The organism is Wocania arenilitoris (assembly GCF_021728535.1).
GTDB classification, from domain to species: domain Bacteria; phylum Bacteroidota; class Bacteroidia; order Flavobacteriales; family Flavobacteriaceae; genus Wocania_A; species Wocania_A arenilitoris.
In genome coordinates this window covers 41,722-61,465 of sequence record NZ_JAKKDU010000009.1, presented here as the reverse complement: position 1 = coordinate 61,465, position 19,744 = coordinate 41,722, and the positions used below count along the sequence as shown (strand labels likewise).

At 32.1% G+C, this 19,744-nt stretch carries 22 protein-coding genes and 1 tRNA gene; 7 read left to right on the top strand and 16 right to left on the bottom strand.

What is annotated here, in order from left to right; translation table 11 throughout:
• The first annotated feature begins 12 nt into the window (after positions 1-12).
• From L3X37_RS09005 to L3X37_RS08995, 3 genes are all read left to right on the top strand, one after another.
• Entirely contained in the window at positions 13-1,548 is a 1,536-nt protein-coding gene (locus L3X37_RS09005; protein WP_237239846.1) for an alpha-L-fucosidase, read from the top strand.
• Between the two features lie 214 nt (positions 1,549-1,762).
• Positions 1,763-2,599, top strand: a complete 837-nt coding sequence (prmA, locus tag L3X37_RS09000) for a 50S ribosomal protein L11 methyltransferase (protein ID WP_237239845.1) — start codon at positions 1,763-1,765, stop codon at positions 2,597-2,599.
• A gap of 14 nt (positions 2,600-2,613) precedes the next feature.
• Positions 2,614-2,889 (top strand): ATP-dependent Clp protease adaptor ClpS, encoded by a 276-nt coding sequence (locus L3X37_RS08995; protein WP_237239844.1) that lies wholly within the window; start codon positions 2,614-2,616, stop codon positions 2,887-2,889.
• Positions 2,890-2,928: 39 nt separating this feature from the next.
• Here the strand turns inward: L3X37_RS08995 and L3X37_RS08990 are convergent, their stop codons facing one another.
• The 15 genes from L3X37_RS08990 to L3X37_RS08920 all read right to left on the bottom strand — a co-directional run bounded on the left by L3X37_RS08990 (position 2,929) and on the right by L3X37_RS08920 (position 15,107).
• A complete protein-coding gene (locus L3X37_RS08990; RefSeq protein ID WP_237239843.1) occupies positions 2,929-3,198 on the bottom strand; it encodes a heavy-metal-associated domain-containing protein in 270 nt (89 codons plus the stop codon).
• 2 nt (positions 3,199-3,200) lie between these two features.
• Positions 3,201-4,613 carry an MBL fold metallo-hydrolase gene (locus L3X37_RS08985; protein WP_237239842.1) on the bottom strand — a complete coding sequence of 471 codons (1,413 nt, stop codon included), beginning with the start codon at positions 4,611-4,613 and terminating at the stop codon, positions 3,201-3,203.
• Positions 4,614-4,705: 92 nt separating this feature from the next.
• Entirely contained in the window at positions 4,706-5,506 is an 801-nt protein-coding gene (locus L3X37_RS08980; protein WP_237239841.1) for a sulfite exporter TauE/SafE family protein, read from the bottom strand.
• Entirely contained in the window at positions 5,507-5,920 is a 414-nt protein-coding gene (locus L3X37_RS08975; RefSeq protein WP_237239840.1) for a DUF6691 family protein, read from the bottom strand. It abuts the gene before it with no gap.
• 3 nt (positions 5,921-5,923) lie between these two features.
• On the bottom strand, positions 5,924-6,481 hold the full coding sequence (locus L3X37_RS08970; protein ID WP_237239839.1) for a YeeE/YedE family protein: 558 nt from the start codon (positions 6,479-6,481) through the stop codon (positions 5,924-5,926).
• A 117-nt stretch (positions 6,482-6,598) separates the two neighbouring features.
• Positions 6,599-7,228, bottom strand: coding sequence for a Crp/Fnr family transcriptional regulator (locus L3X37_RS08965; RefSeq protein WP_237239838.1), 630 nt, complete (start codon positions 7,226-7,228; stop codon positions 6,599-6,601).
• Positions 7,229-7,328: 100 nt separating this feature from the next.
• Entirely contained in the window at positions 7,329-7,514 is a 186-nt protein-coding gene (locus L3X37_RS08960) for a YgaP family membrane protein (RefSeq protein ID WP_237239837.1), read from the bottom strand.
• A 19-nt stretch (positions 7,515-7,533) separates the two neighbouring features.
• Positions 7,534-7,839 (bottom strand): hypothetical protein, encoded by a 306-nt coding sequence (locus L3X37_RS08955; protein ID WP_237239836.1) that lies wholly within the window; start codon positions 7,837-7,839, stop codon positions 7,534-7,536.
• A 152-nt stretch (positions 7,840-7,991) separates the two neighbouring features.
• Entirely contained in the window at positions 7,992-11,186 is a 3,195-nt protein-coding gene (locus L3X37_RS08950; protein WP_237239835.1) for an efflux RND transporter permease subunit, read from the bottom strand.
• Between the two features lie 107 nt (positions 11,187-11,293).
• On the bottom strand, positions 11,294-12,370 hold the full coding sequence (locus L3X37_RS08945; protein ID WP_237239834.1) for an efflux RND transporter periplasmic adaptor subunit: 1,077 nt from the start codon (positions 12,368-12,370) through the stop codon (positions 11,294-11,296).
• An 8-nt stretch (positions 12,371-12,378) separates the two neighbouring features.
• Positions 12,379-13,689, bottom strand: coding sequence for a TolC family protein (locus L3X37_RS08940; RefSeq protein WP_237239833.1), 1,311 nt, complete (start codon positions 13,687-13,689; stop codon positions 12,379-12,381).
• Between the two features lie 542 nt (positions 13,690-14,231).
• Positions 14,232-14,378, bottom strand: coding sequence for a hypothetical protein (locus L3X37_RS08935; protein WP_237239832.1), 147 nt, complete (start codon positions 14,376-14,378; stop codon positions 14,232-14,234).
• A 232-nt stretch (positions 14,379-14,610) separates the two neighbouring features.
• Positions 14,611-14,751, bottom strand: coding sequence for a hypothetical protein (locus tag L3X37_RS08930; RefSeq protein ID WP_237239831.1), 141 nt, complete (start codon positions 14,749-14,751; stop codon positions 14,611-14,613).
• 23 nt (positions 14,752-14,774) lie between these two features.
• A complete protein-coding gene (locus L3X37_RS08925) occupies positions 14,775-14,936 on the bottom strand; it encodes a hypothetical protein (RefSeq protein WP_237239830.1) in 162 nt (53 codons plus the stop codon).
• A 12-nt stretch (positions 14,937-14,948) separates the two neighbouring features.
• A complete protein-coding gene (locus L3X37_RS08920) occupies positions 14,949-15,107 on the bottom strand; it encodes a cytochrome c family protein (protein ID WP_237239829.1) in 159 nt (52 codons plus the stop codon).
• 304 nt (positions 15,108-15,411) lie between these two features.
• Between L3X37_RS08920 and L3X37_RS08915 the strand changes: the two genes are divergently transcribed.
• Positions 15,412-15,485 (top strand) — tRNA-Arg (locus tag L3X37_RS08915).
• A 504-nt stretch (positions 15,486-15,989) separates the two neighbouring features.
• On the opposite strand, the gene L3X37_RS08910 is transcribed toward L3X37_RS08915, so the two are convergent.
• On the bottom strand, positions 15,990-17,333 hold the full coding sequence (locus L3X37_RS08910; RefSeq protein WP_237239828.1) for an OmpP1/FadL family transporter: 1,344 nt from the start codon (positions 17,331-17,333) through the stop codon (positions 15,990-15,992).
• Positions 17,334-17,610: 277 nt separating this feature from the next.
• On the opposite strand from L3X37_RS08910, the gene sqr reads away from it, so the two are divergent.
• The 3 genes from sqr to L3X37_RS08895 are packed head-to-tail and all read left to right on the top strand — an operon-like array spanning position 17,611 to position 19,681.
• Positions 17,611-18,852: a type III sulfide quinone reductase, selenoprotein subtype gene (gene sqr / locus L3X37_RS08905; RefSeq protein ID WP_237239827.1), complete on the top strand. Its 1,242-nt coding sequence runs from the start codon at positions 17,611-17,613 to the stop codon at positions 18,850-18,852.
• A 23-nt stretch (positions 18,853-18,875) separates the two neighbouring features.
• The gene (locus L3X37_RS08900) at positions 18,876-19,184 is read left to right on the top strand and encodes a TusE/DsrC/DsvC family sulfur relay protein (protein WP_237239826.1); all 309 of its coding nucleotides are present in this window, start codon (positions 18,876-18,878) and stop codon (positions 19,182-19,184) included.
• 23 nt (positions 19,185-19,207) lie between these two features.
• Positions 19,208-19,681 (top strand): DsrE/DsrF/DrsH-like family protein, encoded by a 474-nt coding sequence (locus tag L3X37_RS08895; protein WP_237239825.1) that lies wholly within the window; start codon positions 19,208-19,210, stop codon positions 19,679-19,681.
• Positions 19,682-19,744 lie beyond the last annotated feature (63 nt).

Sequence of the window (19,744 nt, the reverse complement as noted above, 5' to 3'; positions counted from 1 at the left end):
AAAAATAAAAGAATGGATAAACGAGACTTAAAATCACTAATATTTTCTTTAGTAATTCTTTTTAGTTCAATTGTAGTAAATGCGCAGGATACTACTAAAAAGGAATGGGATGTAAAGGTTGAAGTATCTAAAGCTTCAGGACTATGGGAAAAGATTGATGCAAGACCAATTCCAGATTGGTATAAAGATGCTAAGTTTGGAATTTTTATTCATTGGGGACCATATGCTGTACCTTCATGGTCGCCAGTGGGTACTTACACAGAATGGTATCAAAAATGGTTGCAAAGTAAAAGTATTTTTGGTAACAATAAACCAGACCCTAAAGCCGTTCCTAAATTTCAGAATGAAGTTTACGGAGATGAATCTAGTTATTATGATTTCGGCAAGATGTTTAAGGCAGAACTTTATAATCCTAATGAGTGGGCAGAATTATTTAATAAAGCTGGTGCAAAGTATGTTGTTTTAACCTCAAAACATCATGATGGTTTTACATTATGGCCTAATAAACAAGCACAAAATGCCCGACATTTTAAATGGAATGCAGGAGACATAGGACCCAAACGCGATTTAGTGGGGCCATATATGGAAGCTATGCGAACAGCAGGATTAAAGGCAGGATTGTATTATAGTTTATATGAATGGTACCACCCATGGTATAATATTCCTGGCGATAAATTTGTAAAAGAACATTATCACCCACAATTTAAAGATTTAGTAAATCGTTATGAGCCAGATATATTATTTGCAGATGGAGAGTGGGATCATAAAGATGATTATTGGAAAAGTGGTGAGTTGTTAACTTGGTTGTTTAATGAGTCGGCTAGTAAGGATAAAGAGATCCTTATTAATGATCGTTGGTTTAAAGGAAGTAGACATAAACATGGCGGATATTATACTACAGAGTATGAAACAGAGGGTATGGAAGGAAATCATCCTTGGGAAGAAAACAGAGGTATGGGATTTTCTTTTGGATATAATCGTAATGAAAACATTGAAGATTATACATCGCCTAAAGCATTAGTTTTAATGCTTTGCGATTTGGTAAGTATGGGAGGTAATCTATTGTTAAATGTAGGGCCATCAAGTGATGGGAAAATTCCAGTTATTATGCAAGAACGTTTATTACAAATAGGGTCTTGGCTAGATATAAATGGAGAAGCTATTTATGGCACTCGAAAATGGATTCGTTCTAGACAATGGTCTAAAGGAAATCGTAATCATGAACCTAAAAAAGGAAAATCGTATATAGGAGGTAATTATATTTTAAAACAAACTATAAACCCAGAACCTGGAATGGCTGTTAAAGAAGTTCTTTTTACATCAAAAAAAGAAAATGTTTATGCCATTTTACCTAAATGGCCAGGAAAAAAAATAGTTATAAAGGATATTAATTTGTCGTCAAGATCAAAAATTACCCTGCTTGGTGTAAAAGGGAGTTTATCATGCAAGAAAACTGGTAAAAATGTTGAAATTACATTGCCAAATTACAATCCAAATTGGAACATATCTAATTACGCTTATGTTTTAAAAATATCAAAAGTAAATTAGGAATAGATATTATAGCTAAATCAACATAAAATAGTATTAATATTTTGAGCAAAAAATTTAAATTTCTTCGTTAAAAATTATCGCCACAGCTATGACTATAGCTCAAATTTTTTCCTAAAAAGCTGATTTTTTCCTTTAAAATCTTTTATTCTATTTTATATGAATTTAGTTATATTATTGGTAATTAGATATTTAAGTCTGAAAAAAGTAAATAATGTCAAACACTATATACTTAGGTTACTATTTTAAAGTAAAACCATTGCACCCTGCAGTAGAAATTTTAATTGCAGAATTAGGTTACGCAGGTTTTGAAAGTTTTGTAGAAAACGAAGATGGTGTTACAGCATATATTCAAAAAAGTGAATGGAACAAAGGAGTATTAGATGATATACATATTTTAAATTCTGATGAGTTTGAAATTACCTATACGTTTGAAGATATAGAGCAAACCAATTGGAATGCTGAATGGGAAAAGAATTTCAATCCTATTATTGTCGATGATTTATGTTCAGTGCGAGCCCCTTTTCACGACAAACCAGATACAAAATACGATATAATTATCGAGCCAAAAATGAGTTTTGGTACAGGTCATCATGAAACTACATACATGATGATTCAGCATATTTTAAAAAATAATTTTACTAATAAATCTGTTCTAGATATGGGCTGTGGTACTGGTGTTTTAGCAATTTTGGCAGAAATAAAAGGAGCTAAGCCCATTGAAGCTATAGATTACGATAACTGGTGTTACCTAAATAGTTTAGAAAATGTGGAGCGTAACAAAAGCAAACACATTACAGTTTTAGAAGGCGATGCAAGCTTATTAATAAATAAATCTTACGATATTATTATAGCTAATATTAACAGGAATATTTTACTGCAAGATATGAAAACCTATGCGTCTTGTTTAAACGAAAATGGTATGTTGTTTTTAAGCGGATTTTATTATGAAGATATTCCTATTATAAGAGCTGAATGTGAAAAACATTTGTTAAAATTTGAAGAAAAATTGGAAAGAAACAATTGGGTTTCGTTAAAATTTTTAAATTAGTATAAAAATTGCAAATGAGTACTAAAGAAAAAATATCAGAAGAGCTGCTTTTAAAAGAAGAAGTAGTTACGCAAAATGAGATTGTGCTTTATAATGATGAAGTAAATACTTTCGATCATGTTATAGATACACTCATTACTGCTTGCGAACACACTCCAGAACAAGCAGAACAATGCTCTATAATTGTGCATCATAATGGAAAATGCACGGTTAAAACAGGTTTATACGATGATTTAAAACCGCGCTGCTCCATGCTTTTAGAAGCTGGCTTAAGTGCAGAAATAGTATAAAAAAAAGCTCTGATTTTAATCAGAGCTTTTTTAGTTTAGTTATTTACTCAACCTTCCAACGGCACAACTTACAAAGGATTTTACTTTAGTAGTTAATGCGTTTTTTTCTCCAGCAATAGGATAACCAAGTTTTGCTAGCAAGGTTTTAACTTCTTTAAGATTCTCTGTGGTTTCATAGTTAAAAGAGACAGAATCATAGATATTATCAACGTTAATTTCAGTTAGGCAATTTAATTCGCTCAACCTATTAATAATAGTATTGGCACAACCAACACATTTTAAGTTTTGTATTTGTAATGTCGTTTTCATAATTATAATCTTGAAGGACAAATAAAATTTGTAGTAGGTAAATCAGTTTTCTTAATGGCATCAAATCCACCAGCAATATCTATCAATTTATCAAATCCACGAGCCTTTAAAATAGATGCTGCAATAACAGAGCGGTAACCACCAGCGCAATGCATGTAATATGTTTTATGGTTATCAATGGCATTCATGTTATCATTAATAAAATCTAATGCAAAGTGTTGCACATTATCGCCATCTAAATGTTCAGCTTTGTATTCACCCTCTTTTCTAACATCAAGTGTGTTAATGTTGCTGCTTTTATAATGTTTAGAAAACTCTTCGGCAGTTATAGACTCAATTGTTTCTATATCTCTACCAGATTTTTTCCATGCTTCAATACCGCCATCTAAATAGCCCAAAGTATTATCGTAACCAACACGAGATAATCGCGTTACAGTTTCTTTTTCTTTTCCTTGTGGTGTAACTAGTAAAATGGGCTGTTTTAAATCGGTAATTAATGCACCAACCCATGGAGCAAACCCACCATGAATACCAATAAATATGGAGTTTGGTATGTGGCCATTTACAAAGTCTTTTTCGTTTCTAACATCAAGCACTAAAGCGTCTTCTTGATTGGCAGTGATTTCAAAATCTTCAGCACTTAAAGCTACATCTCCCTTTTGCAAAACCGTTTCAAAATTATCGTAGCCAGATTTGTTCATCATGGCATTTTTTGCAAAATATTGTGGTGGCGGTGGAATACCATCAAGCACTTCTTCTACAAACTCTTCCTTAGTCATATCTTCTCGTAATGCATAATTAGTTTGCTTCTGCTCACCAAGAACACCAACAGTTTCTTTGCTTAAATTTTTACCACAAGCCGAACCTGCACCGTGAGCTGGATAAACTATAACATCATCTTCTAAAGGCATTATTTTATTACGCAACGATTCGTATAACATACCTGCTAAATCTTCTTTAGTGAGGTCTGATTTTATGGCTAAATCTGGTCGTCCAACATCACCTAAAAATAAGGTGTCTCCTGAAAAAATGGCGTGATTTTTCCCGTTTTCATCAATTAAAAGAAAGGTAGTAGATTCTAAGGTATGCCCTGGCGTGTGCAAAACTTTAATAGTTACATTGCCTAGTCTGAAGGTTTCATTGTCCTCAGCTTCATGAATGTCATATTCGGTTGTAGCACCAGGACCAAAAATAATTGTTGCGCCTGTTTTTTTTGCTAGATCGACGTGGCCAGAAACAAAATCTGCATGAAAATGTGTTTCAAAAATATATTTAATTTTTGCATTTTCTTTATTAGCTTTATCAACGTATTGCTGGGTTTCGCGCAATGGGTCAATTATTGCAACCTCGCCATTAGATTCGATGTAATAAGCGCCTTGAGCTAAGCAGCCTGTATAAATTTGTTCTATTTTCATTTTTAAACTTTTTTCATTTCCTCTAAAGCGAAAATTATTTCAATAAATCATTCAAAAATATAAAACCTAAATGGTTTCGTTTGTGACTTTTATCACATTAATAAATTAGTTTCTTTGTATATAATATAAATAGCCATAATTAATGTAAAAAAACCAAAGCTCTTTTTAAGCTTATTACCACTTATAAATTTTGAAAGGAAAACACCTAGTATAATTCCTATTACAGATATAAAAGTAAATAAAAGTAGAAAAACCCAATCAATTTCTAGTGTTTGCATATCGCCTGTAAACCCAATTAGTGAATTAATAGTGATTATAATTAACGAGGTACCTACTGCTTTTTTCATGGGGATATTTGCCCAAATTACAAGTGCAGGAACATATAAAAAACCACCGCCAGAGCCTATTAATCCTGTTATTGTTCCAATTATTAATCCTTGTATAAAGGTTTTGTAATAAGCTTGTTTTTCTGGAATTGCATCTATTTCTTTTTTCTTTTTAATCATTGAAATGGAAGCTAAAAGCATAATAATGGCAAAAAATACCATGATGCCCATTTCTTTAGTTAAAGAAAAATTATTAATACTAAAAAGGGTATCTGGAATTCTAGGTACTAAATATCGTCGAGATAAATAAACTGCTAAAAATGAAGGAAATGAAAATGCTAACCCTGTTTTAAAATCAACTAAACCTTTTTGATATTTTTGGAATGTGCCAACCATTGATGTTGCACCAACAACAAATAACGAATATGCGGTTGCAACAATTGGGTTGTAGCCTAATAAGTAAACTAATAAAGGTACGGTAAGTATTGAACCACCGCCACCAATTAGCCCTAAAACTAATCCTACTATTAAAGCGCCAATATATCCAAGGAGTTGGGTGTTATCCATTTAGTGAGGTAGTTTGACTTTTAAAGCACCATAAATGAATGTGCCCAGTAAAGCTGCAGCTATTACAATAAGCATACTGTAAATACCTGTACCTAATAAAATGTACATAGGCCCTGGGCAAGCGCCTATTAGCGCCCATCCTAAACCAAAAATGGTGCCGCCAACAATATATCTAATAAGACCGTTTTCTTTTTTAGGAACAAAAATATTAGCGCCTTTGATGCTTTTTATGTAACCTCTTTTGGAGATTTGTAAAAAAAGAATACCTGTCGCTATTGCGGTGCCAATAATACCATACATATGAAAAGACTGGAAACGAAACATCTCGTAAATACGGTACCAAGAAACGGCTTCGGATTTTACTAATACAATTCCGAAGAAAATACCAACTAATAAAAATTTTAGAAACTTCATAATTTAAAATATTAAGGGTAAAATGAAATTAACCATAATAAGACCTCCAATAAAAAAGCCAATAACAGCAATTAAAGAGGGTTTTTGTAAGCTGCTTAAACCTGTTATGGCATGCCCAGATGTACAGCCATTGGCATAGCGTGTACCGAAACCAACCAGCAAACCGCCTAAAACGATAATTATTAAGGCTTTAGGAGATACTAAAACATCTAAATCGAAAATTTCGTTTGGCACTAGTGTTTTTCCTGGGTTATTAAATCCTATATTTTGTAGTTCTGTTATTGTTGTTGGATTTAAATCTGTCCTAGCATCATTGGATAGAAAGTTAACAGCAATGTAGCCACCAACTATTGAGCCAAACACTACGGTTAAATTCCAAATTTGATCTCTCCAGCTAAAATTGAAAAAATCAACAAATTTACCTGCTCCAGCAATAGTACACATGGTTCTTAAATTTGAAGACATACCAAATGTTTTACCAAAGTAGAGTAGGAGCGCCATAACTAAGGCAATAAGCGGACCTGAAATATACCAAGGCCATGGGTTTAATATATAATTCATATTTAATGTTTGTATGCAAATTTACATTGAAGTTTACTTTTTACGTGTTAATTGTGGTATTAAAAACTTTTTTAAGAATTTTAATGAACGAAAAAAGACCTTTTAAAAGTGAAAAACTTATATCATAACTATTTTATTTCGTCCCAATTTAATTTTACGTTCGTTCTCTAATTTCTTTAAAAGTCTAGAGATAACCACACGAGAAGTATTTAAATCTTCGGCAATATCTTGATGTTTTATGAATATGGTATTAGATTCATCAATCATAGCCATGTTTTTTAGATATTTGTATAAACGTTCATCCATTTTCATAAAGGCAAGACTATCTATAGCTTCAAGCATTTCTTCAAAGCGAATTTGGTAGCTTTGTAAAATAAAGTTTCTCCAACTAGCATTACTGTCAAACCACTTTTGCATATTATCAACAGGAATCATAATTAAACTAGAGTCTTTTTCGGCTACAGCTCTAATTTTACTCTTTGCGATACCCAAGCAGCATGTTAGAGACATAGTGCAAGTCTCCCCAGCTTCAAGAAAATATATAAGAATTTCATTGCCATCATCATCTTCTCTAATGATTTTGATATCTCCAACTAGTAATAAAGGAATGAAATTTAATGGTTGATCAATATCAATTATAATATCATCTTTCTTGAAGTTTTTAAATATCCCTTTTTTTGAAATTTCAACTATTAATTCGTTATCAAAAATATGGGAAAACTTTTGTTGTAATAAATTATAATCCATACCCAAAAATAACAATTTAAAATGTATTAAATTATTATTTGGGTTTAATAACAAACGTAGTAATATAATTGCTGATTATAAAGAAGTACGGGCGCAGATCTTATTTTTTTACTCCTAATTTTTGCAATATAGTTTCTAATAAACACCATTTTGTGAACGCCGATTGCATCATATTTACGCCAATAAATACTGTAAACCAAACCCAATTTGGATGTAAAAACACGGTTAGAACTACACTTAATAGTATCATAAAACCAACAATTACTCTAAAATATGTATTTAACATTTTACTTAATTTTTTAAGATTATATAATTTTTTCAATAGGAACTACAACCGCTCTTAAGGGATTATTAGTTTCTAAGTTTGTATTAAATTTTTTAATTAAATGGAATAATGCATCAATGTTTTTGTCTTCTGTAAATGAAAAAAATAGACTTGATTCATTACTTCCTTTTTTACCTGAAAACCAATTAGAGGCCATTAATAATGAGGTGCCACTTTTGTATCCATCAATTTCCGAACTACTAAAGTTTTCAATATTTGCTTTCTTAAAAAGTTTCAAAACATCTTTTTGAAACTGCTCTACTGCTGTAACGATGACTAATTTCATGTGTTTATATTTATTGTTATTCAACGGTCACATGTAACATCCTAAATAATCATTCCGCTGTGTGTCTAAAAATTAGACATGGATGTTTCATTGTTATTTAATTTTATATCAATTTAGTTATAGGTCCCTATCGTGCTCAACCATACAAGTTATTATTTATAATTTTTTTTCTCTATCATATAATAAACAAGTGGTACAACCAATAAGGTTAAAACTGTTGAAACTATAGTGCCTCCCATTAGCGATATAGCTAACCCTTGAAATATAGGGTCAAAAAGTATAACAAACGCTCCAATTACAACCGTACCTGCTGTTAACAGAATGGGTGTTGTACGTACTGCTCCAGCTTCAATTGCGGCTTGTTTTAGCGGAACCCCTTCTGCAGTTCGTAAGTTGATGAAGTCAATGAGTAATACCGAATTCCTTACCATAATTCCTGCCAAAGCAATCATTCCAATAAAAGACGTAGCTGTAAAAAAAGCGCCCATGAGCCAGTGCCCTAAAATAATTCCGATTAAGGATAACGGTATAGCCACCATCATAACTATTGGTGCTTTAAAATTTTGAAACCATCCTACAATTAAAATGTAAATAAGAATAATAGCTCCTAAAAATGCGATGCCTAAATCTCTAAATACCTCTAAGGTGATTTGCCATTCGCCATCCCATTTTACAGTGTAATTATCTTCAAAATCTGGCTGACCTAAATACATTTCGTTAATCTCGTAACCTATTGGTAATGGAATGTCTTTCAATTTTTCTTCCATGCCTAAAATGGCATACGCAGGACTTTCCAATTCTCCAGCCATGTCTGCCATGACGTAGACTACACGTTTTTGGTTTTTACGGTAAATATTTTTTGCAGTGGTTGTTTCAGAAATCTTTACCAAGTCTGAAATTGGCACCATATTACCTTGTTTAGATTTTACCTTTAATTGTGAAATATCATTAATTGTAGATTTTTCTTTTTCATCTAAAGCTAACAATAAAGCAACTTGATTAACAGCATCTTCATCATATAAGTTTGTTAGCATTCTGTTAGACAGAGCTATATTCATGGTATAAACTATTTGTTGTGGAGTAACTCCATATAACATCGCTTTTTCTTTGTTAATTTCGAATTGATATTCGGTCTGATCCGCTTCTACCATCCAATCGATGTCCACAACATCGTTGGTGCTTTTCAAGATACCTTTTATGCTGTTTGCAATTTCAATTTGCTTGTTATACTCGGGACCATAAACTTCTGCTACTATTGTTGATAAAACCGGAGGTCCTGGAGGTACTTCAACTAACTTCACGTTTGCATTATATTTTGAAGCTATTTTTTGAATGTCTGGGCGCAATAACTTAGCAATATCATGACTTTGAGAAGAGCGTTCTTTTTTGTCCAATAAGTTTACCTGAATATCGGCCATATTGCTTCCGCCACGTAAATCATAATGACGTACCAGTCCATTAAAGGTTATTGGTGCTGAGGTGCCAATGTAGTTTTGATAATTCACTACTTCTGGTCTTGTTGATAAAAACTGAGCAATTTCTTGAGCAACAACACCAGTTCTTTCTAATGTTGTGCCTTCAGGCATGTCTATGACTACTTGGAATTCATTTTTATTATCAAAAGGCAGCATTTTTACTGCAACCGATTTTGTAAAAAATAAAACCATGGTTCCTATTAATAACAAAAATGTTCCTCCTAAAAACATCCAACGTTTTGCTTTGCTTTCTAATAATGGTCTTTCATACTTGTTATATATTCTATAAATAAGGATGTCCTCAATTGCTTTTTCTGGTTTATCTTCAACGCCTTTTTTATCTTTTTCTTTCAAGAAAATATAACCTAAATAAGGTGTAATTGTTAACGCTACGAATAAGGATAATATCATTGCAATGGAAGCTCCAATGGGCATTGGTGCCATATATGGCCCCATTAATCCAGAAACAAACGCCATAGGTAAAACGGATGCTATTACGGTAAATGTTGCTAAAATGGTTGGATTTCCAACTTCGTTTATAGCATATAATGCAGCCTGTTTAAAAGGCAAGCGCTTCATTTTGAAATGCCTGTGCATATTTTCGGCAATAATTATGGAGTCATCCACCACAATTCCGGTTACAAAAACTAAAGCAAATAGGGTAATTCGGTTTAATGTGTAATCCAACATATAGTAACTCAAAAGTGTCAAAGCAAACGTAATGGGTACAGATAAAAACACAACCAATCCTCCTCGCCAACCCATGGCTAGCATAACCACAATAGTAACGGCAATAATAGATCCTATAAGATGTAAGAGCAATTCTGATACTTTGTGTGAAGCCGTTTCACCATAGTTTCTTGTAATTTGAACATGGACATCATCTGGGATTAAAGTTTTTCGAAGATGTGATACTTTATCAATAATAACTTCGGCAATTTTCATGGCATCAGCACCTTTTCTTTTAGCAACAGAAATGGTAACTGCAGGATACTCAGATTGGTATTCTGAAGCTTTTTCACTGCCTTTACCAAAGCCTAAACTTACATAGTTTTGTGGTACTTCTGGTCCGTCAATAATAGTAGCGATTTGCTTTAAATAAATAGGCTGATTTTGTTGTACACCAACCACCAAATTCTCTACATCGGCAACCGATTCTAAAAACTTTCCGGTATTTACTAAAAATTCGGTGTCATTCTTATCAAAACTCCCTGAGTTTAATTGACTGTTGTTGGCGTTAATCATTTCAGAAACCATCAAGAAATCTAGTCCACTTGCGGCCAGTTTGTCTTTATCTAAAACTACACGTAATTGGCGATTTCTTCCGCCAATTTTATGAGTTATGGCTACATCGTTTATCTTTTTAATTTCAGCTTCAAGCTCTTGTGCTATTTGGCCTAATTGGTAATCGTCGTAGTTTTTACTCCATAAGGTTAAGCCTAACATCGGCACATCGTCAATGGCACGTGTTTTAACCAATGGAAATGTTACACCTGCAGGCATTTCGTCCATGTGTTTATTAATTTCGTTGTAAAGTTTTACGAAACTACGCTCAATATCTTCACCAACATAGAACTGCACGATTACCATACCTTGCTCTTTCATAGCTGTAGAATAAACATATTCTACACCTCTAATATTCGAAATGAGTTGCTCTAAAGGCTTAATAACGCGAGATTCTACTTCCGTAGGGCTTGCTCCAGGATACCCCACAAAAATGTCGGCCATAGGTACATTAATTTGTGGCTCTTCCTCTCGCGGAATTAAAAACGAACTATATACACCAACTACCATAAAAACAATCATTAACAAAACTGTTAACTTCGATTGTATAAAGATTTTAGCAATTTTACCTGCGATTCCTTCTTTCATAATTAAAGTTCCTTTAAATTTTCCCAAAGAGGAAAAATTATTAGGGGATATTTATTAGTTAATACTTATATTTTCAATCTTAAATGGATAATGGTAAATGCAACTGCTTATTGAACACTTACTTTTGCGCCATTAAACAATTTTCCTTCGGCAGAAACAATGTAAGCTTCGTCTGCTTTTAATCCAGATAATACTTCTATTTGATTACCAAATGTTCTGCCTAAACGCAGCCAACGTAACAAGGCTGTATTGCTTTGGCTTACAGTATAAACTCCAGATAGTTGCCCATTTGTTACAATAGCGTCTTGAGGTATTAAAACCATAGGTGATTTAGTTTTCTTTTCTACTGAAAATTGTACGGTAGCAAACATGCCAGATAAAATATTGGTTTCTGTTCTGTCTAAATCTATTTTAACTAAATATTGCCCTCCTGTATTTTTTGCAGATGAACTTACTTCTGTCACCTTTCCTTTAAGAGTTTTGTTGACGGATTTCACCAAAACATTAACGGGTATTCCTGTTTTAATGCTTGAAATTTCTGTTTCAGGCACCATAGCCATCACTTCGAAAACATCTGGTGTTTCTATGCTTATTAAGGGCATTCCAGGATTTGCCATATCACCAACTTTTACATTTTTGCTAGTAATAATACCGTTAAAAGGAGCAGAAATATTACTGTATGTAAATTGTGCCTTAATTTCGTTTTTCATTTGGTTTGCAGCTTCTAAACGTGCTTTAGCTATTTCAAAATTAGCGGTAATATCGTCCATTTCTTTTTGTGATGCACTACTGCTTGCAAATAAGTTTTTAAAACGGTTATAATCTTTTTGGGCATTGTTAAAAGCAGCTGTAGCCTCGGTAATTCTGGCATTGACTTGTGCTTTTTTAGCTTGTAAATCGGCATTATTAATAGATACTAATAATTGCCCTTTGCTCACTTGGTCTCCAACATTTACATGTACTTTATTAACGTATCCCATCATTCTAGTGCTTAAATCGGCACTATTTTTAGCTTGTATTTTTCCGCTAGCAGATAAAAACGGACTATTTCCACTTGCTTCCACTTGGTTTACTTTAATAATAATTGCTGGTGAATTATTAGCAACGTTATTTTTGTCTTCGCTTTCACAATTTGATAATATTAGTGTTACCAAGAGTGTTAGGATTGTATATGTTTTTTTCATTTTAAAAATTATTCTTTAGTTAAAAAATGTAAATACGCTTGTGTATAATTGTATTCAAAAATCGTTTGATAATATTCTAATTGTTTTTGGGCGTATTGTGTTTCTGCCATTAATAAATCGGATGTTTTTTCTAAACCTTCTTTAAATCTGTTTGTTCGTATTCGTAAAGATTCATCTGATTGTTGTAATGCTAATTCAGTAAGTTTTAATTTGTTTTCTGCATCTAAAAATGCGCGTTTTACTTTATTTAATTCTAATTGACTTTGTGATACATATTGCTTATATTCTAGCTTAGATTTTTCGAATTCTGCTTTGCTCTTTTGTGTTTTTCCAAAACGTTTAGAGCCTTGAAAAATATCCCAACTTATTTGTGCTCCAAATAAATAGCCATTAGCATTTGCTTGGAATATTTGATCGTCATACATCTCATAACTACCGAAGGCATTTAATTTTGGTAGGAATGCCATTTTATCTGCTTTATTCATGGCTTCAAAAGCGTTTGATGTAAATTGCATCGCTTTAATATCTGAACGGTTTTCTGAAACTGTTTTGTCTTCCAAAGTAGAGGCAGATACAGTTAATTCTTCTGTTGACACGTAAACAACAAATCTTTCATCATTCATTAAAAAAGACAAATAATTTGATGCGTTTCGCACGTTACTTTTTGCCATTTGTAACTGGTTCTGAACTTCGGTTACGCGTACTTCTACATTAAGAACATCGGCGCGTTGTAAATAGCCTTGTTTAAAACTATCATCTGCTAAATTTTTGTTGGCATTAGCAGCTTCTAGTGCTTTTTCTAATACATCAACCGCTTTATAAGCTAATTGTAATTGCATGTAAGCCTTATCTACTTCTAAGGATAAATAATCTTGCGTGCGTTCTGTTTTTAAAGCCATAGCCTCCATTTTAGATTTGGAAGCTTTTCGTTGAAACATACTTTCTAGATTAATTAAAGGTTGCTGAATTTCAAGTTTTGTTGCGAAATTTTCAATTTGAGATGGATTGTTTAACAATGTAGAATTAAAATCGTTTTGCGTTAAAATTTCCTGATTTAGTTTAGAGCCAAAAGCCATTAACGGATTAGTAGTTGCTATTGCTGTATGACTTGCAGTAATATTTGGTAAAAACACAGCGTTTGTTTGTCTGTAATCTGCTCGAGCTTGTTTAAATTCTTCTTTAGAAATTTTAATACTAGTATTTCCTTCAAGTACTTTATACAAAACCTCTGTTTTGGTAATAGGTACTATAACTTGAGCTATTAAAAATGTATGTCCAGAAAACAGAAGCACTAGTGCGATATGAATCTTGTTTTTCATTGATTAAAAATTTATAGCGCAAAAATACATCTAGCTAATAGGGAAATATGTAACCTATGTTACTTACTAAAACAATCACTTATATAAAAAAAGCACTCCTTTTACAGAATGCTCATCATCAAACCAAATCATAAGAATGGCGTTTTTTTAATCTAAAAGAATTCTCCGAGGCTTACCTCGTGGGCAAAAGACGAAAGTTTGAAAACCTAATGATTTCATCAAACTAAAAATAAATTTTTCTCCGTTGAATACCTCGTGGGCTTGCCTCGAGGGTTATTTATTACCTTTTCTTTGTCTCATCACTACCCTTATTACCACTCATCATAAATTTTACTAAAAAATCAATAAGGAATAAACAAGCAAGTGCAAAAACAGCTATTATTAATACACCATTTCTCTAGTCGAACAATACTATGTTTTTAGTTATCATAATTATATATTTTTTTAACTAGGCTGAAAGTATTAATTAGGTATTATGAAATATGATATTTGTCAGCATGTAACAACTTAGATGAAAATTTATCAAATTATCATTCTTAATTTTACTTAGTAAAACTAATACGCCAAATTCCCTTTACTTTATTAATATCATATCTAATTGCTTTGTAAATCGGATATAGTTTTTTCAGTTTATCTAAAGAGGTTATTTCTAAAGATTCACTTGTTTTTTTATGACATTGAAAACACATTGCGTTTGTAACTATTGGATAGTAAACAAGTATGCTATATTCTATTTCTTTAACAACAGGTTTTGGTTCATTATTATTAGAAATTACTTCATTAAAATTTTAATATAGTCCAACTCTTCAGGGTTAGCGGTATTGTTATTATTTCTTGGTTTATTTGAAACTCGTTTTATAAAAGTATTATGCATCTTAGTCATACTATCTGTTAATGGGTATGCGCGTTCATTACAAAATGCTATAGCTTTAATGTTCCTTTTTTTTGAGTGGTACCCATTAAATTCTTTCCAAGTATTGCTTTTGTTGAAAGAGCATATTTTAAACCTCGTTCAGCATATGGTAAATCTTTAAAGTTTGTTTGCATGTGTTTTTTACTCATATTGTTTTTCTTGCCTTTTCCTGTTATTTACCCTGTTGCTTTCCTTTTTTCTCGTTAAAATAATCTTCAAACCAATCCGGGTGTTTATTATTATTGTGGAACATATAGTCTGTAATTTGTCGAATGGTTTCTTCAGGGTAAGGTGTTTTGCGCATTACACCAAACCTTCTTGCAGCTCCGAACATTTAGCATTTTTATCATTTGGTTTTTTTTAATCCAAGCTTGTAACGATTCAATAAATTGTTCTTTTGTGTAGCATCATCTATATAGTGCTTTTTTATGGCTATCATTGGCGGTGCTATTCTGTTACCGTGGTTCACTGAAGGACTATGGCACAAATAGCAATTGGTTTCCATTAATTTTTTTTCAGGAGGTTGTTAGCTTTATTCTGTTTATTATTGATAGAATAATTTGACTTATTAGAATTATTACAACTTAAAAACAAACTAAGAAAAAGAAGGAGTAGGGGAATACAAGTTTTTTCATTCTTCTAATATTAAAACTTAAAATTAGTATATTATTTAGTGATACATTGTAGCTTTAGTTACTTATAGATTATTTTATTTCAGTAAATATTAGTAATCAAAATTTTATTGAAATTGAAAGAAATTGTTTGGTAGTGTTTTAATAAAAAATGTATATTTGCAGCCACTTAAAAAAGGCCACGTGGCGCAACTGAATAGCGCACTTGATTACGGCTCAAGAGGTTGCAGGTTTGAATCCTGCCGTGGTCACGAATTATTAATCCCAATTAACTGATTTCAAGTCGATTGGGATTTTTTGTGTTTTGAATTGAGTCATTTATCGTGATACTTTTCACGAGATTGGTTATCTAGCTTAAATATTATCAAGTAATTTAATAGGAACAGCTAAGAAATAAACTTCGGACATTTTTTATTTAACAAATTTTATTTATTAAGCTTTTCTAGGATAAATACTCCTGACAAAGGAGAATTCATTTCAAAAAAAAATTCTGGTTCGAAAAGTTCATTTTTTTTGAAGGGGAATGGTTAAAAAATTGGTAAGATGGGGCGCCTTTTATTTTGGGGGTCTTTTTTGTCATGTATAATAGCTACTTAAAAAAAATTGAAATTACTATATTAGACTGGACATCAAGATGCGAAAAAGCAGTAAAAACTATGATTGAATCAACGTTTTACTGCTTGTGTTTTTTATGTTACTTTTTCAGTCCCCTCTTTTCAGACAGCCTTCTTTTTATTTGTTATTAAAAATTTGTATCACTTTTTTTTTGTAAAAGTATAACTAATACCAAATTGTAACATTGATGTAGTCATATTATAGGTTACAGATGATTTTGGAAATGCGCCTAAAGGGTTGTTTTGAGAAGACATAAACGGAGATAGGATTTTACCTTCTGTTTTACCGTTACTATCTCCATAATGATAAACTGCATCGACTTTCCATGTGCTATTTACTGCATAGCTCAACCCAAATTGGCAAGCATTTTTTATAATAGCTGTAGCAGGCACATTAAAAAACACCACTTCTTCTGGAATAGGGTTTGAACTATAGGTGTATCCAACACGTAACGGTAATTTGTTAATCCCCTTATATTGAAAACCAGTTGAAATAATAGAAATATTCTTCCAACCAAAACCAGAGACAGCACCTGTATGAGTCCATCCTGTTTTTGAGAAGCCATCAGTGTTTTCATAATCAACTCTTCTAAAATCAAAAGCAAAATCGAAAACATCTGTTGAGTATCCAAGTCCTAGAGAGAAAATAGCTGGATAGTCCATTTGAAATTCGCTATTATTTTTTGAGTTATCTAAATAGGTGTTATCAAATTTAAAGTCATTAAATTTTTGAGTTGTTTTGTAAGAAGTTCCCATTTTTAATCCAACCCCAGTATCATAAAAGAGTCCAAATTGCGTGCCAAAACCTATTGCAGAGGCTTTGTTTGTTGATGGATATCCTGCCGTTTGAGACGGGTTAGCTGTTGGATTTGGTATTAATTCTAAAGTAGCATAATCTATATTTGGTTGTATACCAATAGATAGTTTGTTAGTAACTTCATAAGCATAAGATAGTCCAATTTGTAATAAAATATAATCAGATTCTATATGCCCAAAACCACCTGCCGTTTGTGGAAAATTAACAGGGTTTGAAGACTGTGCTGAATTATAATTAGGGTTTGGGGTACCTATCATATCTTGAGGATAGTTTGAATCCTCTGGAAAGGTTACACCAAAGCCACTAATGCCAAATGCAGAAACCCCAAAAGTATGTTTGCTTTCAGCTTTACCCCAAACTATGGCTAACGCGGGCATAGGAGAGGCTCCTCTATCATCTTTTGTAGTACCAGATAAAGATCCAATAGAAGACGATAATTCTGGAGAAGAAAAAAACAAGCCAACATCAAGTTTAATAATCTTGTTATTAAAAACCGAGGTAGAAGCGGGGTTCCAGTGTAATGCTCCAGAAATGTCTAATGGTTGAGAAGTTGAGGCTCCACCCATAGACATATTAGTTGCACCTACGCCTTGCATAATATGACCAGCTTGCGAAAAAATTGCTGTATTAAACAGCAAAAACAGATAACTAATAAGATTAATTTTCATAATTAAAATATTTAGTAACATTCTGTAAAATAATCAGAATAGTAAAATATTTTTACAGAATATAGAAGTTAAATAGTTGTAAGTCAAAGTTACTATTAAGATCTAATTTTAATTATGACTTTTGTCAGCTTTTAATTAATCCTGAAATAACAATTGTTTGTGTAACCTTTGTTACACAAGGGTTTTCATGATTTTTGTCATGTTTTTTAAAAGTTATTTGATTTAATTTAGCTCAAAACAAAAATCACAGTAGTAGTTGATTTTAAATGTATAAAAAATGAAAAGTTTACTAATATTAGGAGCAGGCACATCAGGAACTATGATGGCGAATCATTTGGTATCTAAACTTCCCAAAAAAGAGTGGAAGATTACTATTATAGATCAGCATAAAACACATTACTATCAACCTGGTTTTTTATTTCTTCCTTTTGATATTTATACAACAAAGCAAATTAAGAAAAACGGTAAAAAGTTTATTCCAAAAAAGGTTAATTATATTCAAGAGAAAATTGAACTAATCAAACCAAAAGAAAATAAGGTAATCTTAGGTAATGGGGATGTTTTAAATTATGATGTATTGATTGTTGCTACTGGAACTGATATAGCACCTGAAGAAACTGAAGGTATGAGTGGACCGGAGTGGCATAAATCTATATTCGATTTCTATACTTATAAAGGTGCCAAAGCCTTACGAAATAAACTAAGAGATTGGCAAGGGGGCAAACTAGTAGTTCATATTACAGAAATGCCAATTAAATGTCCTGTAGCTCCATTAGAGTTTGCTTTTTTAGCTGATTCTTATTTTAAGCATAAAGGGATTAGAGATAAGATTGATATTACATTTGTAACCCCCTTAGATGGTGCATTTACTAAACCAAAGGCTACCGAAGCCCTTCATTATTTGCTAGAAGAAAAAGATATTAAAGAAGTAACCGATTTTAATATTGAACGAATTGATTATGAGAATAACAAAATAATTGACTATGCAGATATTGAAGTAGCGTATGATCTTTTAGTCACTGTTCCAACAAATATGGGAGATTCTCTTATTCAGCGTTCTGGTATGGGAGATGATTTAAATTATATTCCTACAAATAAATCGACATTGCAAACCAAAGATTATGAAAATATTTTTGCTATTGGTGATGCAACAAATCTACCAGCATCAAAAGCAGGATCTGTAGCGCATTTTGAAGCAGAAATATTAACAGAAAACATACTTCGTTTTATAAAGGGAGAACCTTTGAAAGAAGAATTTGATGGTCATGCCAATTGTTTTATTGAAACTGGAGAAGGAAAAGCGTTATTAATTGATTTTAATTATAATCAAGAACCCGTTAAAGGCACATTTCCGTTTCCTGGAGTTGGTCCTTTGAAATTGTTAGAAGAAAGTAGAACAAACCATATGGGAAAAATGGCTTTTAGATGGATTTATTGGAATATGTTAATAAAAGGTATTCATATTCCATTTGTGTCAGCAACTATGAGTAAACAAGGAAAACAATTAGATGAAGCATAATAATAAATTTAAATATTTAAATAATGAAAAAAATAATAGCAAACAAAGAAATTGATGTAAACGAAGAAGGATACTTAGTAGACTTTAGTCAATGGGATAAAGAAGTATCTGAATGTATTGCAGGTGAGTGTAATATAGTAATGACAGATAAACATTGGGAAGTTATAGAGTATTTACAAGATAAACATCATAAAGAAGAGGCGTTATCAATAAGAGGTATAAAAAAGAGTGGTGTTATAAATATTAAAGAGTTTTATAATTTATTCCCAGGAGGACCTTTAAAAAAGTCAACGTTAATTGCTGGAATTCCAAAGCCAAAAAGTTGTATTTAGTTAAATTTTAAAAATTTCAAACCATGGAATCAAAAGTTAAAAAGATGCTTTTCATATTATCTAAAGCTACAATTGAGAATGCCTATGCAGCATTTGTAATGGCTAATGGAGCTAGAATGGAAGGTATAGAGTCCGAGATATTTTTCACGTTTTTTGGGCTAGAGGCTATACAAAAGAAAAAATTAGAGCATTTGCATGTTGCCACTGTTGGTAACCCTGCAATGCATATTCCAACAATGTTAGGCGGTTTACCTGGAGTCGAGGCGCTTGCAACCAAAATGATGAAAAAAGAAATGGAAAAACTTGATATGCCCCCAATAGGTGAGTTTTTAGAAATATTATCAGATTCTGGGTGCAAACTATGGGGGTGTAAATTAGCAGTAGATATGTTTCATTTAAAACGAGAAGACCTAATTGATGAGTTAGATGGTATTTTGACTATTGGCGATTTTTATAGTAGAGCAGATCAAGAGGGGTGTCAAATAGTTTTTATCTAAAAAGATTGATTTATCATATTTAATTAAACGGAAGAGACTTTCTAAAAAGCTGAATATAAACAA

Bases quoted from the DNA above. Each gene is read 5' to 3' on its own strand.
- L3X37_RS08970 (WP_237239839.1), bottom strand. From the start codon at position 6,481: ATGAATTATATATTAAACCCATGGCCTTGGTATATTTCAGGTCCGCTT.
- L3X37_RS09005 (WP_237239846.1), top strand. From the start codon at position 13: ATGGATAAACGAGACTTAAAATCACTAATATTTTCTTTAGTAATTCTT.
- L3X37_RS08910 (WP_237239828.1), bottom strand. From the start codon at position 17,333: ATGAAAATTAATCTTATTAGTTATCTGTTTTTGCTGTTTAATACAGCA.
- L3X37_RS08985 (WP_237239842.1), bottom strand. From the start codon at position 4,613: ATGAAAATAGAACAAATTTATACAGGCTGCTTAGCTCAAGGCGCTTAT.
- L3X37_RS08980 (WP_237239841.1), bottom strand. From the start codon at position 5,506: ATGGATAACACCCAACTCCTTGGATATATTGGCGCTTTAATAGTAGGA.
- L3X37_RS08950 (WP_237239835.1), bottom strand. From the start codon at position 11,186: ATGAAAGAAGGAATCGCAGGTAAAATTGCTAAAATCTTTATACAATCG.
- L3X37_RS08995 (WP_237239844.1), top strand. From the start codon at position 2,614: ATGAGTACTAAAGAAAAAATATCAGAAGAGCTGCTTTTAAAAGAAGAA.
- L3X37_RS08920 (WP_237239829.1), bottom strand. From the start codon at position 15,107: ATGGAAACCAATTGCTATTTGTGCCATAGTCCTTCAGTGAACCACGGT.
- L3X37_RS08895 (WP_237239825.1), top strand. From the start codon at position 19,208: ATGGAATCAAAAGTTAAAAAGATGCTTTTCATATTATCTAAAGCTACA.
- L3X37_RS08940 (WP_237239833.1), bottom strand. From the start codon at position 13,689: ATGAAAAACAAGATTCATATCGCACTAGTGCTTCTGTTTTCTGGACAT.
- L3X37_RS08930 (WP_237239831.1), bottom strand. From the start codon at position 14,751: ATGAGTAAAAAACACATGCAAACAAACTTTAAAGATTTACCATATGCT.
- L3X37_RS08900 (WP_237239826.1), top strand. From the start codon at position 18,876: ATGAAAAAAATAATAGCAAACAAAGAAATTGATGTAAACGAAGAAGGA.
- L3X37_RS08965 (WP_237239838.1), bottom strand. From the start codon at position 7,228: ATGGATTATAATTTATTACAACAAAAGTTTTCCCATATTTTTGATAAC.
- L3X37_RS08955 (WP_237239836.1), bottom strand. From the start codon at position 7,839: ATGAAATTAGTCATCGTTACAGCAGTAGAGCAGTTTCAAAAAGATGTT.
- sqr (WP_237239827.1), top strand. From the start codon at position 17,611: ATGAAAAGTTTACTAATATTAGGAGCAGGCACATCAGGAACTATGATG.
- L3X37_RS08975 (WP_237239840.1), bottom strand. From the start codon at position 5,920: ATGAAGTTTCTAAAATTTTTATTAGTTGGTATTTTCTTCGGAATTGTA.
- L3X37_RS08935 (WP_237239832.1), bottom strand. From the start codon at position 14,378: ATGTGTTTTCAATGTCATAAAAAAACAAGTGAATCTTTAGAAATAACC.
- L3X37_RS08925 (WP_237239830.1), bottom strand. From the start codon at position 14,936: ATGTTCGGAGCTGCAAGAAGGTTTGGTGTAATGCGCAAAACACCTTAC.
- prmA (WP_237239845.1), top strand. From the start codon at position 1,763: ATGTCAAACACTATATACTTAGGTTACTATTTTAAAGTAAAACCATTG.
- L3X37_RS08990 (WP_237239843.1), bottom strand. From the start codon at position 3,198: ATGAAAACGACATTACAAATACAAAACTTAAAATGTGTTGGTTGTGCC.
- L3X37_RS08945 (WP_237239834.1), bottom strand. From the start codon at position 12,370: ATGAAAAAAACATATACAATCCTAACACTCTTGGTAACACTAATATTA.
- L3X37_RS08960 (WP_237239837.1), bottom strand. From the start codon at position 7,514: ATGTTAAATACATATTTTAGAGTAATTGTTGGTTTTATGATACTATTA.